At 68.8% G+C, this 14,748-nt stretch carries 12 protein-coding genes; 7 read left to right on the top strand and 5 right to left on the bottom strand.

Features of this window, described 5'->3' with window-relative positions; all coding sequences use genetic code 11:
- Window positions 1-556 precede the first annotated feature (556 nt).
- Complete coding sequence (locus tag XAN126_RS0104270) at window positions 557-1,159, bottom strand: c-type cytochrome (RefSeq protein ID WP_051460542.1); 603 nt, start codon at window positions 1,157-1,159, stop codon at window positions 557-559.
- 228 nt (window positions 1,160-1,387) lie between these two features.
- Here XAN126_RS0104270 and XAN126_RS0104265 point away from each other — a divergent pair, with 228 nt between their 5' ends.
- Together XAN126_RS0104265 and XAN126_RS0104260 are read left to right on the top strand one after the other, a co-directional pair.
- The gene (locus XAN126_RS0104265; RefSeq protein WP_024277364.1) at window positions 1,388-2,173 is read left to right on the top strand and encodes a 3-deoxy-manno-octulosonate cytidylyltransferase; all 786 of its coding nucleotides are present in this window, start codon (window positions 1,388-1,390) and stop codon (window positions 2,171-2,173) included.
- Window positions 2,174-2,181: 8 nt separating this feature from the next.
- Complete coding sequence (locus tag XAN126_RS0104260; protein ID WP_024277363.1) at window positions 2,182-3,042, top strand: prephenate dehydratase; 861 nt, start codon at window positions 2,182-2,184, stop codon at window positions 3,040-3,042.
- A gap of 77 nt (window positions 3,043-3,119) precedes the next feature.
- Here XAN126_RS0104260 and XAN126_RS0104255 read toward each other — a convergent pair whose 3' ends face one another.
- The 3 genes from XAN126_RS0104255 to XAN126_RS0104245 form a co-directional block, all read right to left on the bottom strand.
- Window positions 3,120-4,925, bottom strand: a complete 1,806-nt coding sequence (locus XAN126_RS0104255) for a solute carrier family 23 protein (protein ID WP_024277362.1) — start codon at window positions 4,923-4,925, stop codon at window positions 3,120-3,122.
- Window positions 4,918-5,856, bottom strand: coding sequence for an NAD(+) diphosphatase (gene nudC, locus XAN126_RS0104250; protein WP_024277361.1), 939 nt, complete (start codon window positions 5,854-5,856; stop codon window positions 4,918-4,920). Before nudC ends, XAN126_RS0104255 begins: the two co-directional genes overlap by 8 nt.
- Before the next feature lie 75 nt (window positions 5,857-5,931).
- Window positions 5,932-6,372, bottom strand: a complete 441-nt coding sequence (locus tag XAN126_RS0104245) for an HIT family protein (RefSeq protein WP_024277360.1) — start codon at window positions 6,370-6,372, stop codon at window positions 5,932-5,934.
- Between the two features lie 309 nt (window positions 6,373-6,681).
- Between XAN126_RS0104245 and XAN126_RS0104240 the strand changes: the two genes are divergently transcribed.
- The 5 genes from XAN126_RS0104240 (at window position 6,682) to XAN126_RS0104220 (ending at window position 14,151) form a co-directional block, all read left to right on the top strand.
- Window positions 6,682-7,941 (top strand): aspartate kinase, encoded by a 1,260-nt coding sequence (locus tag XAN126_RS0104240; protein ID WP_024277359.1) that lies wholly within the window; start codon window positions 6,682-6,684, stop codon window positions 7,939-7,941.
- 95 nt (window positions 7,942-8,036) lie between these two features.
- Window positions 8,037-10,304, top strand: a complete 2,268-nt coding sequence (ptsP, locus tag XAN126_RS0104235; protein ID WP_024277358.1) for a phosphoenolpyruvate--protein phosphotransferase — start codon at window positions 8,037-8,039, stop codon at window positions 10,302-10,304.
- A gap of 66 nt (window positions 10,305-10,370) precedes the next feature.
- On the top strand, window positions 10,371-11,453 hold the full coding sequence (gene prfA, locus XAN126_RS0104230) for a peptide chain release factor 1 (protein WP_024277357.1): 1,083 nt from the start codon (window positions 10,371-10,373) through the stop codon (window positions 11,451-11,453).
- A 3-nt stretch (window positions 11,454-11,456) separates the two neighbouring features.
- Window positions 11,457-12,395 (top strand): peptide chain release factor N(5)-glutamine methyltransferase, encoded by a 939-nt coding sequence (prmC, locus tag XAN126_RS0104225; protein WP_245272207.1) that lies wholly within the window; start codon window positions 11,457-11,459, stop codon window positions 12,393-12,395.
- A 592-nt stretch (window positions 12,396-12,987) separates the two neighbouring features.
- Window positions 12,988-14,151, top strand: coding sequence for a DUF4167 domain-containing protein (locus XAN126_RS0104220; protein WP_051460541.1), 1,164 nt, complete (start codon window positions 12,988-12,990; stop codon window positions 14,149-14,151).
- An 80-nt stretch (window positions 14,152-14,231) separates the two neighbouring features.
- Here XAN126_RS0104220 and cynS read toward each other — a convergent pair whose 3' ends face one another.
- Entirely contained in the window at window positions 14,232-14,720 is a 489-nt protein-coding gene (gene cynS / locus XAN126_RS0104215) for a cyanase (RefSeq protein WP_024277354.1), read from the bottom strand.
- Window positions 14,721-14,748: the final 28 nt, after the last annotated feature.

The raw sequence follows: 14,748 nt of genomic DNA, 5'->3' as shown, positions 1-14,748 counted from the left end.
CGGCAACTCCGGTTGGATCGCGCTTCGATCCGGGAATAGCCGATTATGGCACCCGCCGCGACGGCAGAAACATGGCGGCGACGGGCGGGGCATGGCGCTGCCCGGACGGGGTGGCGCGGACCGCGACGCTGCGGAAGCCTTGAGGCGACAGGATCAGCGGGCCGTGTGAGAGCGGCAGCGCGCAAGGCTGCCGGTGCGAGCGGGATGACAATGGCGTGAAACGGCACTGGGGGCGGCGCGGGGTGGTGGCTTCCCCATTCACCGCCGTCATCGCCCGGCTCGTCCGGGCGATGACAGATGGACAATCTGGAGCGGACAACCTGCGGTGAGGCGAGCGCATCGCCTTCTCCTGACCGTCAGAACGCCCTCTTCCGCAGAGGGAGAGGGGAGGTCGGACGATGATGACAGGAGGCAACAGCGCCGGGCCGCCGAACGCGGCGCGCCTTTCGGCGGCGTGCCGCCCCAAAAGAAAAAGCCCTCCCCCGCAGGCGGGAGAGGGCTTCACTCATCAGAGCAGGATCAGGCCGGAGCAGACGCCCCGAGCCCAGCCCTCAGATCACTTGTGCCCGGCGGGCGCCGCAGCGGGGGCGGCGGCAGGAGCCGCTGCCGGGGCCGCAGCCGCTGCGGTGGGCAGGGGCTTGGGATCGTGGGACAGCGAGTTCAGGTACGCGATCAGGTCCGCGCGCTCGGCTTCCTTGCCGATGCCGGCGAAGGCCATGGCGGTGCCGGGCACGGCGGCCTTGGGATTGGTGAGGAAGGTGTTGAGCGCCAGAGGCGTCCAGTCGCCGCCCTTGGCCTTCATGGCCGCGGAATAGGCAAAGCCCGAGGTGGAGGCCACCGCGCGGCCGACCACGCCGTACAGGTCCGGGCCGACCTTCGGGCCGGCACCTTCCTGGAAATTGTGGCAGGCGGCGCACTTCTTGGCCGCAGCCGCACCCTTCTCGATGGAAGCGGTGGCGAAGAGCTGCTCGATCGGAACCTCGGCCGCCGCCTTCGGCGCACCGGCAGCAGCTGCGCCTTCCTGCACCGCGATCTCGAAGCCGGGCTTGGCCGGCGCCTCGGGGGTGAACAGGATTTCGGACACGATCCCGAGGCCGAGGGTCAGCGTGAGCGTGCCCAGAACTGCACCCGCGATCTTGTTCAATTCAAAACTGTCCATCGGCGCTACGCCCCTCGGAGGTCCTGTGTCCCACCGGGCGCTGCACCGAAACGGCGCGCTGCCCGGCCCCAAGCATGTCGATGAATGGCGCGCGGGGGAGCCCCACGAACCGTCGGCGACACTAAGCACTTTGAACCGGTCGAAGCAACCCGTATAAGGCGCGCCCCAATGCCACTCCCCGCGTCTGTCCCGGCGCGGCCTTCCGGACCCCGCCGAGGACCCCCGCCCATGCCGGCCGACACCCCTTCCCCCGCCCCAGCCCCCACCGGGCATCAGGCCGGGCGCGTGCTCGTGCTCATCCCCGCCCGCATGGCCGCGACGCGCCTGCCCGGCAAGCCGCTCGCCGACGTGGGCGGCCGCCCCATGATCGTCGAGGTGGCGCGGCGCGCGGTCGCAGCCGGCATCGGCCGGGTGGCGGTGGCCACCGACGCCCCCGAGATCGCCGCCGCCGTGACTGCCGCCGGCCTCGAGGCGGTGATGACCCGGGCCGACCACCCCTCCGGCTCGGATCGCATTTTCGAGGCGCTCACCACCCTCGATCCGGCGGGCGAGGTGGAGATCGTGGTCAATGTGCAGGGCGACCTGCCGACGATTCTACCGAACACCATCCGAACGGCACTGATTCCCCTACTGGAAACCTCGGCTGACATCGCGACATTGGCCGCCGAAATCACCCTTGCCGAGGAGCGCACCGACCCCAACGTGGTCAAGGTGGTGGGCTCGCCGCTGGCGCCGGGGCTGCTGCGCGCGCTCTATTTCACCCGCGCCACGGCCCCCTTCGGCGAGGGACCATTGTACCACCATATCGGCCTCTACGCCTATCGCCGGGCGGCCCTGGAACGCTTCGTCTCCCTGCCGCCCTCCCCCCTGGAAAGAAGAGAAAAACTCGAGCAATTGCGGGCACTTGAGGCCGGCATGCGGATCGACGTGGCGGTGGTTGACGCGGTGCCGCTGGGGGTCGATACCCCGTCCCATCTGGAAAGGGCACGGGCCCTTCTCGCGCAGGAAAAATGAGCATGCCCATGAGCCGACGCATCACGTTCCAGGGCGAGCCCGGCGCCAACTCCCACATCGCCTGCCGCGAGGTCTTCCCCGACTTCGAAGCCGTCCCCTGCCCCACCTTCGAGGACGCGTTCGCCGCCGTGGAAAACGGGGCGGCGGCTTACGCCATGATTCCAATAGAGAATTCGGTGGCGGGACGAGTCGCGGACATCCATCATCTGATGCCGCAGTCGAGCCTTTCCATCGTCGGCGAGTACTTCCTGCCCCTCTCCCACCAGCTCATGGCGGTGAAGGGCGCGAGCCTCTCGACGCTGAAGACCGTGCAGAGCCACGTGATGGCGCTGGGCCAGTGCCGCAAGGCCATCCGCACCCTATCGCTGACGCCGATTATCGGTGCAGATACAGCAGGTTCCGCACGCGAGATCGCCGAAGCGAACGACGTGACCCGCGCAGCCATCGCCTCCCGCCTGGCGGCGGACATCTACGGCCTCGAGATCCTCGCCGAGAACATCGAGGACGAGGCCCACAACACCACCCGCTTCATCATCCTGACCCGCGGCGCCGACTGGGCTCCGGCGGGGCGCGGGCCGGTCATCACCACCTTCGTCTTCCGCGTGCGGAACGTGCCGGCGGCGCTCTACAAGGCCATGGGCGGCTTCGCCACCAACGGCGTGAACATGACCAAGCTGGAGTCCTACCAGCTCGATGGCCAGTTCACCGCCACCCAGTTCTATGCCGATGTGGAAGGCCATCCGGACGACCGGTCCGTGAAGCTGGCGCTGGAGGAATTAGCCTTTTTCTCCAGAGAGATGCGCATCCTGGGCGTCTATCCCGCGCATCCCTACCGGGCGCGATTCGGGGACTCAGATCCGGCGATCTGAGCCTCGCCAAGAAGCCCGAGCGGCGCCTGAGCGAAGGCAACATCCCAGCCCGCGCGGCGCTTGAGCGAAGGCAACGCCTAATGATCGAACCGCACCATGATGCGGGCGCGGCCGCCGGTGCGGCCGAAGCTCACATGGTCGGACAGATGGGTGAGCATATAGGCCGCGAAGGAAGCCTGCTCCTGGGCGTCGCCCAGAAGCGCTTCCGGTGAGGGGCGCTCCTTCGGGGCCTCCATGACGATACCGTCATAGACGACCGAGACATCGAGGTGGCTTTCGTCGAACCGCGCACGCAGTTCGATGGGACCTTCGGCAATACCGCTGTCGGCCACCAGTTCCAGGGCTTGGGCCACGGTGGGGATGGCGGCGGCGATCACATCGCGCCGAGCGCCCCAGTTATCGCCCTGATTTTCAAGGAAATCCCGCACGAAGGGGAAGGCGTGAGCGCCCTCCGGAACCTCCTCCACCGCCTCCTGGGCGATGCCGATGCGGAACAGCAGGTTGAGCAGAATGGCGCTGAGCGCCCCGACCGTCAGCGGCGTCGAGAACAAGGGCTGCAGCATCAGCGGAAGCTGGCGGGTGATGGGCAAAAGCGCCACCGAAAGCCCGGCCAGCACCGAGAGCCCGACCACGAACACCCGCCGCTCGCTGAGGCGGCGGGAGGTCACGAGGTCCATGCCCGCCACCACCAGATAGGCCGAGGTGTAGAGCAGGATGCCGCCGATCACCGGCGAGGGAATGAGGGTGAGCGCCACGATCGCCTTGGGCACGAAGGCGATGGCGAAGATCATGATGCCGGCGGTGAAGCCGATGACGCGCGCCGTGGACTGGGTGGCGAAGGCGAGGCCCACCGAGGAAGACGAGAGCCCCGACTGGAAGCCGGAGGTGAGCCCGTTCAGGATGTTGCCGATGCCGCAGGCCGTTACCGCACGTTGCGCCGCCGGCATGTGGGCGCGGCGCCAGTCGGCATCGTTCATCTTTTCGAGCGACACGGTGACGGAGAGCACGTCCACGAGGTTCATCACCACCAGCAACGCCATCAGCGGAAACAGCGCCGGGGCAAACTGGAAGGATGGCAGCGTCAGGGTCGGCAAGGCGAGGAGCGGCGCCGCGGCAATGGCTTCAGGCGCTTCAGGGCGTCCGGCCCCGAGCGAGAGGGCGACGATCCAGCCGATGCTCGCCCCCGCGAACACTGCGAACAGCTTCAGCCGCCGCGGCGCGAACACGGTGATGGCCACGATGATGCCCACCGTCGCGAGGCTGGAGAGAACGGCATTCTCCTCCACCAGCGCGCCATGGTCGAGCCCGAGCGCCCGCCTGAGCGCCGGGCTCGCGAGCGAGACGCCGAGCATGCTCACCGCGACGCCGCAGACTTCCGGCGGCAGCAGCACGCGGAGCGGCCGCACCAGCCGGGCGATGAACAATTGCGCGATGCCGACGAGGAGCGTCGTCGTCGCCATGAGGCCCAGCCCGCCGAGCGCCAGCGCCTGCACCGCCAGGGGAATCGCTCCGGGCGCAGGGATGTGCACGGCGAGATAGCCCGAGCCGAAGCGGGTGCGCATGCACTGGATGATGGTGGCGACCCCGATGCTCATGGCGCAGGCCGAAACCATGGCAGAGATCTGGTCGGCGGGCAGCTTGGCCTCGGTGGCGGCGAGCACCGGATAGATCAGGAAGGTCACGGCCAGCATGGCGTGCTGGGCGGCGAGCGGGATCAGCGCAGCGGGCGGCACATGGTCATCCAGCCCGTAGACGAGGGAGGGCGGCCGGCGCCCGGTCCGCGTGCCGCGGCGGGAATCAGGAAAGAAGCGGTCGAGCAGATGCGTCAGACGGGCAAGGCGCGCCGGGCGTGGAGCACCATCGGGCGCCGCCGGTTCAAGCATGCCCGCCCTCTATGAAACTGCGGATCAGATGGTGCGCGATGGCGATGGGCGGCGGCACGAACAGCCCGTCGGGATGTGTGCGGGTGAGCATCAGCGTCACCTCGTCCCGGCCGAACCAGCGGGCATCCTCCAGTTCATTGCGATCGATGACCAGTTCCTCGCTGGTTGCCTCGGCGATGCAGCCGATCATCAGCGACATGGGAAAGGGCCACGGCTGGGTCGCGAAGTAGCGAACCTTCCCCGTCCGGACGCCCGCCTCCTCCAGGGTCTCGCGGCGCACGGCGTCCTCGATGGTCTCGCCGGGTTCCACGAAGCCGGCGAGGGTCGACCACATGCCGGGGGCGAAATGCGGCTGCCGGCCGAGCAGGCAGCGGTCGCCGCGGGCGGTGAGCATGATGACGACGGGATCGGTGCGCGGGAAATGCTGGGCGCCGCAGGAGGGGCAATCCCGCCGCCAGCCGGCGTCCACGATGCGCGAGGCGGCGCCGCAATTGGCGCAGAAGCCGTGCCGCGTATGCCAGGCGCGCAACGCCTTGCCGCAGGCGACGGGCCCGAGGTGATGCGGCGCGATCAGGCCGCTGACGGCGATGGTGCGCAGGTCGGGGACCGTGAGCCCATCGCCCTCCAGCGCCTCCCTCAAGGCAGGATCGAACCCCTTGGCGAAGCGCGGCGCGCCGTCGCTCTCGATGCCCAGAAACAGCGCCTCTCCGCGCCCGCGTGCCTCGGCTTCCGCCCGGTCGAACAGGGGATCGAAGACCGGCCCCGCGCCTTTTAGCGCGACCAGTTCTCCGCCGAGAAGGTAGAAGCGGGCGGCTGGATGATCGAGGAGATCGGCGGCGCCGGCACGCAGGTGGCAGGCGCGGTCAAGCGGGCTGTCCACATAACCAAGGGTCGGCCAGACGCCGAGATCGGGGCGGGAAATGAAGGACATGGACCAGTCGACCCCGGCAGGCGGCAGGCTGCGAATTGATGGCGACCGTCGCACGCAGCTGGAGCCGAGGCAAGGCTATCCCACGGGCAGGGCTGGGCTGTGCACATTGAGCCGCCCGCGCAGGGCATCGAGGCGGGATTGGCGCTCCAGATCGCTCATCGGCTCGCGGGCGCCGGCACCGAACACCACGCCCGGCCAGGCCGCGTCGCCGGGATTCCGGGCGATGATATGCACGTGGAGTTGCGGTACCATGTTGCCCAGTGCCGCGATGTTCAGCTTGGCGCAGGCCGTGATGTCCTTCAGCGCCTGAGAGACGAGGGCGACCTCCTCCATGAGCGTCAGGCGGTCGTCGGCATCGAGGTCGAAAACCTCGGACATGGCCGCCCGGCGTGGCGTGAGGGAAACCCAGAAGAAGCGCCGGTCCTCCACCAGCCGCAAATGACACAACGGCAGGTCCCCCACGGCAGGTCCATCCGCGGCGAGGCGGGGGTCGAGCGCGAAGGCGTCTTCGGTCATGGGCGGGGCTCCGGTGGGACAGACGGTTGATGCCTGTGCGGTCCCGGCGCCGCAAGCGGGTTTTCCGGCTTTGCGCAGAGCGGTTGCCCCGGCCCGCTGTTGCCGCTATGGAGGCGCCCCAACAGCTGCGCGACCTTCGAGAACCCCGCGCGCAAGGACTTAAGGGATGTTCCGCTCGGCCACCTCCGCACCCCAGGCATCGCGTGCCCGGCTCAGCCGGCGAAAATGATGCGGAGCTGAAGCCGGCCGCCGTGATCGGCGCCGCACGCGTGCAACCCCAAGGATATCTGGCGAAGAAAGGCACGAGCGATGGCTCGGCTTGTCATGAAGTTCGGCGGCACATCGGTCGCCAATATCGAGCGCATCCGCAACGTGGCGCGCCACGTCAAGCGCGAGGTGGAGGCCGGCTACAAGGTGGCCGTCGTGGTCTCCGCCATGTCCGGCAAGACCAACGAACTGGTGGCCTGGTGCAAGGATGCCTCCTCGCTCTACGACGCGCGCGAATATGACGCGGTGGTCGCCTCCGGCGAGCAGGTGACCAGCGGCCTGCTTGCCATCGCCCTGCAGGAGATGGGCGTTTCCGCCCGGTCCTGGCAGGGGTGGCAGATCCCCATTTCCACCGACGACGCCCACGGCTCGGCCCGCATCATGGACATCGACGCCGACCGTCTGGCCACCTCTATCGAGGGCGGCGAGGTGGCGGTGATCGCCGGCTTCCAGGGCATGCACCTGCCCACGGGGCGGATCACGACGCTCGGCCGCGGCGGCTCGGACACTTCGGCGGTGGCGGTGGCCGCGGCGCTGAAGGCCGAGCGGTGCGACATCTATACCGACGTGGACGGCGTCTACACGACCGACCCGCGCGTGGTGCCCAAGGCCCGCCGCCTCGACCGCATCGCCTTCGAGGAAATGCTGGAAATGGCATCGCTCGGCGCCAAGGTGCTGCAGGTGCGCTCGGTGGAGCTCGCCATGGTGCATAATGTGCGCACCTTCGTGCGCTCGAGCCTTGTGGACCCCGACGCGCCGGAGATGCGCGAGGTCGAGAAGGCCGGAACACTCATCTGCGACGAGGAGGAAATCGTGGCAAGCCAGATGGAATCGCAGGTGGTCACGGGCATCGCCTTCTCCAAGGACGAGGCCCAGGTCTCCATCCGCCGCGTCGCCGACAAGCCCGGCATCGCAGCCGCCGTGTTCGGCCCGCTGGCGGACGCGCACATCAATGTGGACATGATCGTCCAGAACGTGTCGGCGGACGGCTATACCGACATCACCTTCACCGTCCCCACGGCCGATTTCGAGCGCGCCAAGGCGGTGATCGAGCGGGCCCGCGACTCCATCGCCTTCCAGGCGATCGAAGGCGCCGGGGACGTGACCAAGGTGTCGGTCATCGGTATCGGCATGCGCTCCCACGCCGGCGTCGCCGCCAAGGCGTTCGAGGCGCTGGCGGGCCGTGGTATCAACATCCGCGCCATCACCACGTCGGAGATCAAGATCTCCTTCCTGATAGATGCGGCCTATACCGAACTTGCGGTCCGGACTCTCCATTCGCTATACGGGCTGGACAGCTGAGGGCGGAACCGTTGACGGTAGCCCTGCGGGGGCGCGCCATCCGTTGGATAGCCTCGCGGGGTTACTGAACCCGCTCATTTTTAAGGATGCGGCCGATGCGTGGCGCGCTCGGCGGTCCGCGCGTGCTGCTCCGGCGTCTCCGTGAGGTGATGGCGGAGCCGGTCAGCGCGCAGGACCGCCTCGACAAGATCGTTGTGCTGATCGCCGCCAACATGGTGGCGGAAGTCTGCTCGGTCTACGTGCTGCGCGTCGATCAGACCCTTGAGCTGTACGCTACGGAAGGCCTGAACCGGGATGCGGTTCATCTGACCGTCATGAGCGTGGATGAGGGCCTCGTCGGCCATGTGGCGCGCGAGGCCGAATCGCTCGCCTTGCTCGACGCCCAGTCTCATCCCGAATTCTCCTACCGTCCGGAGACGGGCGAAGAGATCTACAACTCCTTCCTCGGCGTGCCGATCCTGCGCGGCGGCAACACGCTGGGCGTTCTGGTGGTGCAGAACCGCGCCCGCCGCACCTATACGGAAGAGGAGATCGAGGCCCTTCAGACCACCGCCATGGTGCTGGCGGAGATGATCGCCTCGGGCGAGCTGACGGCGCTGGCCAAGCCGGGCGCCGAACCCGCCGTGCGCCGGCCGCTGCATCTCAAGGGCGTCGCCCTCGCCGATGGGCTTGGCCTTGGCCATGTGGTGCTGCACGAGCCCCGCATCCGGGTGACCAACGTCATCGCCGACGACGTGGTGAAGGAAACCGCCCGGCTCGACGCCGCCATCGGCAAGCTGCGCCACTCCATCGACCTGATGCTGGAGGACGACGGCCTCTCCAAGGCCGGCGAGCACCGGGACATTCTCGAAGCCTACCGCATGTTCGCCCACGACCGGGGCTGGATGCACAAGATGCGGGAGGCCGTGCTCTCGGGCCTCACCGCCGAGGGCGCGGTGGAACGGGTGCAGTCCGATACCCGCGCCCGTATGATGCGCGCCTCGGACCCCTATCTGCGCGAGCGCCTGCACGACCTCGACGACCTCGCCAACCGGCTCCTGCGCGAGCTGACCGGACGGTCCCGCGGCATGGAGCGGGAAGCGCTGCCCGAAAACGCCATCCTCGTCGCCCGCAACATGAGCCCGGCCGCGCTGCTGGATTACGATCGCACCAGCATTCGCGGCCTCGTGCTGGAGGAAGGCGGAACCACCAGCCACGTCACCATCGTCGCCCGCGCCCTCGGCATCGCCGCCGTGGGACAGGTGGAGAATGCCGCCGGCCTCGCCGACCAGGGCGATCCGGTCATCGTCGACGGCCAGAACGGCGAGGTCCATCTGCGCCCGCCCGGCGACGTCGAGGAGGCCTATGCCGAGAAGGTGCGCTTCCGCGCCCGCCGGCAGGCCCAGTATGCCGCGCTGCGCACCCGCCCCTCCGTGACGAAGGACGGCGTGCATGTGGACCTGAACCTCAATGCCGGCCTGCTGGTGGACCTGCCCCACATCGCCGAGACCGGCGCGGCGGGCATCGGCCTGTTCCGCACCGAGCTTCAGTTCATGATCGCGTCGGCCTTCCCGCGCATCTCCGAACAGCTGAAGCTCTACCGCGCCGTGCTGGACGCCGCAGGCGACCGCCCGGTCACCTTCCGCACCCTCGATATCGGCGGCGACAAGGTGCTGCCCTACATGCGCACGGTGGAGGAGGAGAATCCGGCCCTCGGCTGGCGTGCCATCCGCCTTGGCCTCGACCGGCCGGGCCTGCTGCGCAGCCAGATGCGCGCCCTGCTGCGCGCCGGCGCGGGGCGGGAGCTGCGCGTGATGTTCCCCATGGTCGCCGCGGTGGATGAATTCGACCGGGCCCGGGCCATGGTGGAGCGGGAGCTGACTCACCTGCGCCGTCACGGCCACGCCCTGCCGGATCGGGTCCAAGTGGGCGCCATGGTGGAAGTGCCGTCCCTGCTCTTCCAGCTGGACGAGATCCTGTCGCGCGCCGATTTCCTCTCGGTGGGCTCCAATGACCTCGTGCAGTTCCTCTATGCGGCCGACCGCGCCAACGTGCGGGTCGCCGACCGCTTCGATCCGCTCTCCCCCCCGGCCCTGCGGGCCTTCCGGCTGGTGGCGGAGGCGGGCCTCCGCCATGGCAAGCCCGTGACGTTGTGCGGCGAACTGGCCTCCCGGCCGCTGGAGGCGGTGGCCCTCGCCGCCCTGGGCTACCGCTCTCTATCGGTCTCCCCGGCGGCCATGGGGCCGGTCAAGGCGATGCTCCTTGAGACCGACGTCTCCGCCGCCCGCAAGGTGCTGCTGCCCTTGCTCGAGGACCGTACCGGCACTGCCGATCCGCGTGCCATGCTGACCAAGTTCGCGCGGGACTGCGGCCTGCCGCTCTAGCGGGCGCGCTGCCGCGCCTCTGCTCCTGCCCCTTTTCCAGAAACCGTCCGGATCCGTCAGCCCCTTATGAACACCCTGCCCCTCGCCAAACTCGACCAGCTGGTCGCCCGGCATGCCGAGATCGAGGCCGCCCTGTCGCATGGGGCGGAGGGGGAGGAGTTCGTCCGCCTCGGCCGTGAGTTCTCGGATCTCTCCCCCGTGGTGGAGCAGGTGCTGGCGCTGCGCGGCGCGGAACGCGACCTGGAGGGCGCCCGGGAGCTGCTCGCCGATTCGGCCGGCGACCCGGAGATGCGCACCTTGGCCGAGGCCGAGGTGGAGCGGCTGGATACGCGGATTACCGAGCTGACCACCGCCGTGCGCCTCGCGCTCCTGCCCAAGGACGCCATGGACGAGCGCGGCATCATCCTGGAGGTGCGCGCCGGCACCGGCGGCGACGAGGCGGCACTTTTCGCGGGCGATCTCTACCGCATGTATACGCGCTACGCCGCCGACAAGGGCTGGAGCGTGGAGGTGCTGTCCGAGAGCGAGGGCACCATGGGCGGCTACAAGGAAATCGTCGCCGCCGTCCACGGCAAGGGCGCCTATGCCCGGCTGAAGTTCGAGAGCGGCGTCCACCGGGTCCAAAGGGTGCCGGCCACCGAGGCGGGCGGGCGCATCCATACCTCCGCCGCCACCGTCGCCGTCCTGCCGGAGGCGGAGGACGTGGACGTGGACATCAACGAATCCGACCTCCGGATCGACGTGTTCCGGGCCCAGGGCGCCGGCGGCCAGCATGTGAACAAGACGGAATCGGCGGTGCGCATCACCCACATCCCCACCAACACGGTGGTGGCGGTGCAGGACGAGCGCTCCCAGCATCGCAACAAGGCCCGCGCCATGGCGCTGCTGCGCTCCCGCCTGCTGGACGAGGAGCGCCAGCGCAAGGAGGCCGGCCGCGCCGCTGACCGCAAGGGGCAGGTCGGCTCCGGCGACCGCTCCGAACGCATTCGCACCTACAATTTCCCGCAGGGGCGCGTGACCGACCATCGCATCAACCTCACCCTCTACAAGCTGGAGGAGGTGATCGCCGGCACCGCGCTCGACGACATCATCGAACCGCTGCTGACCGAGCACCAGGCCGCCCTGCTCGCAGCCGCCGAGGAGGCCTGAGCCGTGCCCGGCCCCGGCGACACGCCCGCGGCCGACCTGACCATCGCCCAGTTGCGCCGGCTGATGACCGCGCGCCTCGCCGCCGGCGGCGTGGAGACGCCGGAGTTGGATGCACGGCTGCTGCTGGCCCATGCCCTCGGATGCCCGACGGGCGAGCTTCTCAGCCACGGCGCCGCCCACGCCGCGCCCGACACCCTCGCCGCCGCCGAGGCGCTCCTCGCCCGGCGGCTCGCGGGGGAGCCTGTGGCCCGCATCTTCGGCCACAAGGAGTTCTGGAGCCTCACTTTCCGCCTTTCGCCGGACACGCTGGTGCCGCGACCAGACACGGAAACTTTGGTGGAGGCAGCGCTGTCCCTCTTTCCCAACCGTGCCGCACCGCTGCGCATCCTCGACCTCGGCACGGGTACGGGCGCCATCCTCGCAGCCCTGCTTTCGGAACGGCCGGCCGCAACGGGCATCGCCGTGGACCGCTCGGAGGACGCGGCCCGGACGGCCCGGGACAACCTCGAAGCGAACGGCCTCGCCGACCGCGCGTCTGTTCTTGTCGCCGACTGGGGCACCGCACTTGCCGGCGGCTTCGACCTCGTCGTCTCCAACCCGCCCTACATCACCGAGGATGAGATGGCGGGACTTGCCGTCGACGTGCGCCTCCACGATCCCCGGCTGGCGCTGGTTGCGGGGGCCGACGGGCTGGCGGCCTATCGCATCATCGCCGCCGATCTGCCGCGCCTGCTGAAGCCCGGCGGCGCGGCTGTTCTCGAACTCGGCGCGGGGCAGGAACCCGCCGTCGCCGCCCTCGTTCAAGCGGCAGGGCTGGGGCTTCTCGGCCCGGCGCGCGCCGACCTCGGAGGCATCCCGCGCGCCCTTTGCGCCCGGTGGCCCGGCGCCGCACACCCACCGGCCGATGAAAAAAGGCTTGGAACCTTTGAGGGAAATGGCTAGTGTCAGTCGCAGGAATCGAACCGGAGCATTGGTCCAGAGGGCTGATGCGGGCTTCCGAAATCTCAAACGGATGTTTCGGTCGCTGGGGATGCGAGAGCGTGGAGCGCGCGATGGCGCTGCTCATGCGAGCGTCCCGCGGTTGGATCGTTTCACGGTGCTGAATACGCGCGGCCCACGGAATGTCGGTGACATCTTAGGCGGTGGCATCTTGGGTGATGTCGTCTTCGGCGATGTCGTCTTGTGGTTGCGGCATCTCGTGTATTGGCGCCCGTGCTGGGGGGCACGGAACGGGGCTCGATGATCGGACTGATCCTGACTTCTTGACGACTTTCGCTTTGGTCCAGCGCGGACGCCGGCGCAGGCGGCTTCCGCGGATCTGACGGTCTTGTCCTGCGGACGGAGCAGCGTTCCACGGCACCCATTCCAATGGGGTGGAGTTCCGAAGGTTCGTTTCATGAGATGCGCGCCGCCGGAGCGGGAAGCCCGGCGGGATATGCGGATTGTACCGGCGCGATGCGGCCGGGCGCAGACGGCGGCGTGAACGCCGGGCGAGTAGAGATCGATCCATATGAGAAATGGTCAGCAGAAGCGCATGCGCGGCCGCAACAACAACCGGCGCAGCTCAAACCCTTTGACGCGGGTGTATGAGTCGAACGGCCCGGATGTGAAGGTGCGCGGGACAGCCCACCACATTGCGGAAAAGTATCAGCAGCTCGCCCGCGACGCCCAGTCCTCCGGCGACCACGTGGCGGCTGAGAACTATTTCCAGCATGCGGAACACTATCTTCGCCTCATCGCCTCGCTGCAGGGCCAGTTTGCCCCGGTGAACGGCTTCGGCCGCGACGAGGAAGGCGACGACGAGGACATGGACGACATGTCCTCCCTCGACGCACCCCAGCCATACGGCCGCAACGAGCAGCCCTATGGCCGCGGCGAGCAACCCTACCAGTCGCGCGAAAATCGGGATGATCGGGGTCCGCGCGAAGATCGCGGCCAACGCGAAGATCGGGGCTACCGGGATGACCGTGGGCCGCGGGATGATCGTGGTCAGCGGGATGACCGGGGCCAGCGCGACAATCGGCAGGGCAATTTCCGTCGCAATCGGGATGACGACGAGAGCTACCAGCCTCGCGAGGCCCGCGACAACCGCGAGAATCGGGACCCCCGCGAACAGCGCGAGCCCCGGGAGCAGCGCGAGCCCCGCGACCAGCGGGAACAACGTGACCCGCGGGAACAGCGCGAGCCGAGGGAACAGCGCGAGCCGCGCGAGTTCCGCCGCCGCAACCGCGACGACAATGGCGAAGGCTTCGTGCCCCGCGCGGCCCGCGCGCCCCGCAGCGACGATGGCGATCAGCCGCGTCCGCATCGCGCGCCGCGCAATGAGGAGGTCGAGCAGCCCCGTCCGCCGCGCGCGCCCCGCGTCGAGGAGCAGGATCTCGGCCTGCCGTCCTTCATCACCGGCGCACCGGCCGTTCCCAAGGAGCGCCCCGAGCCCAAGGCCGAAGTGAAGAGCGAGCCTAAGGCGGAGCCCCGCGAACCCAAGGCGGAGCCGAAGGCCGAACCGAAGGCAGTGGCCAAGGCGGAGAAGGCTGAGCCCAAGGCGGCTGCGGAAACGCCCCGCGAGGAGGGTGCAGAGGCCGCCGAGGCAGATGCCCCGCGTCCGCGTCGCCGCCGCTTCCGCACCCGGGCCGGCGAAGGCACCGAGGCTGCCGCCGAGGCGCCGGCGCCCGAGCAGCCGGTGCTGTTCAACGAATAGGTCTGGTCCTTTCGACCGAAACAAAAACCCCGGCGGTCACCCGGCGGGGTTTTTCTTTGGCCGCGCGGCGAAGGGCCGGCTCAGCTTTCCTTGAAGCCGTAGTCGGGGATGCCCTGCTCGTTGCCGTAATATTTGTAGGGCAGGAATTTGCCGGACATGGTGATCTGCACCCGGTCGCCCTTGGGGTTCGGCTCGCGCACCATCTCCATGTTGAAGTCGATGGCGGACATGATGCCGTCGCCGAACTCCTCTTCGATCAACGCTTTCCACGCCGGGCCGTTGACCATCACCAACTCGTAGAAGCGATAGATCAGCGGATCGGTCGGAGGCATGGGCGTGCCCGCGCCGCGCATGGGCACCTCGTTGAGCATCCGCTCTTCCACCTCGGAGAGGCCGAACAGCTGGGCGGCCTTCTTCGCCAGCGGCTTCACCAGCTTCATCTGGCCCAGCAGAGCGCCGACGACGAGCACTGGCGACATGCCGCCGATTTCGTCGCAGATGTATTTCCAGGTCCAGCCCTTCTCGCGCTTGATGTCGAGGAGCTTCTCGGTCAGTTGCTCGCGCTTCATTTTCTTATGGTCTCCGCTTGGGTTCGGT

The sequence above is a fragment of the Xanthobacter sp. 126 genome, from assembly GCF_000526175.1.
Taxonomy (GTDB): domain Bacteria; phylum Pseudomonadota; class Alphaproteobacteria; order Rhizobiales; family Xanthobacteraceae; genus Xanthobacter; species Xanthobacter aminoxidans.
This window is presented reverse-complemented; position numbering and strand designations above follow the sequence as displayed.

Bases quoted from the DNA above. Each gene is read 5' to 3' on its own strand.
- XAN126_RS0104270 (WP_051460542.1), bottom strand. From the start codon at position 1,159: ATGGACAGTTTTGAATTGAACAAGATCGCGGGTGCAGTTCTGGGCACG.
- XAN126_RS0104265 (WP_024277364.1), top strand. From the start codon at position 1,388: ATGCCGGCCGACACCCCTTCCCCCGCCCCAGCCCCCACCGGGCATCAG.
- XAN126_RS0104260 (WP_024277363.1), top strand. From the start codon at position 2,182: ATGAGCCGACGCATCACGTTCCAGGGCGAGCCCGGCGCCAACTCCCAC.
- XAN126_RS0104255 (WP_024277362.1), bottom strand. From the start codon at position 4,925: ATGCTTGAACCGGCGGCGCCCGATGGTGCTCCACGCCCGGCGCGCCTT.
- nudC (WP_024277361.1), bottom strand. From the start codon at position 5,856: ATGTCCTTCATTTCCCGCCCCGATCTCGGCGTCTGGCCGACCCTTGGT.
- XAN126_RS0104245 (WP_024277360.1), bottom strand. From the start codon at position 6,372: ATGACCGAAGACGCCTTCGCGCTCGACCCCCGCCTCGCCGCGGATGGA.
- XAN126_RS0104240 (WP_024277359.1), top strand. From the start codon at position 6,682: ATGGCTCGGCTTGTCATGAAGTTCGGCGGCACATCGGTCGCCAATATC.
- ptsP (WP_024277358.1), top strand. From the start codon at position 8,037: ATGCGTGGCGCGCTCGGCGGTCCGCGCGTGCTGCTCCGGCGTCTCCGT.
- prfA (WP_024277357.1), top strand. From the start codon at position 10,371: ATGAACACCCTGCCCCTCGCCAAACTCGACCAGCTGGTCGCCCGGCAT.
- XAN126_RS0104220 (WP_051460541.1), top strand. From the start codon at position 12,988: ATGCGCGGCCGCAACAACAACCGGCGCAGCTCAAACCCTTTGACGCGG.
- cynS (WP_024277354.1), bottom strand. From the start codon at position 14,720: ATGAAGCGCGAGCAACTGACCGAGAAGCTCCTCGACATCAAGCGCGAG.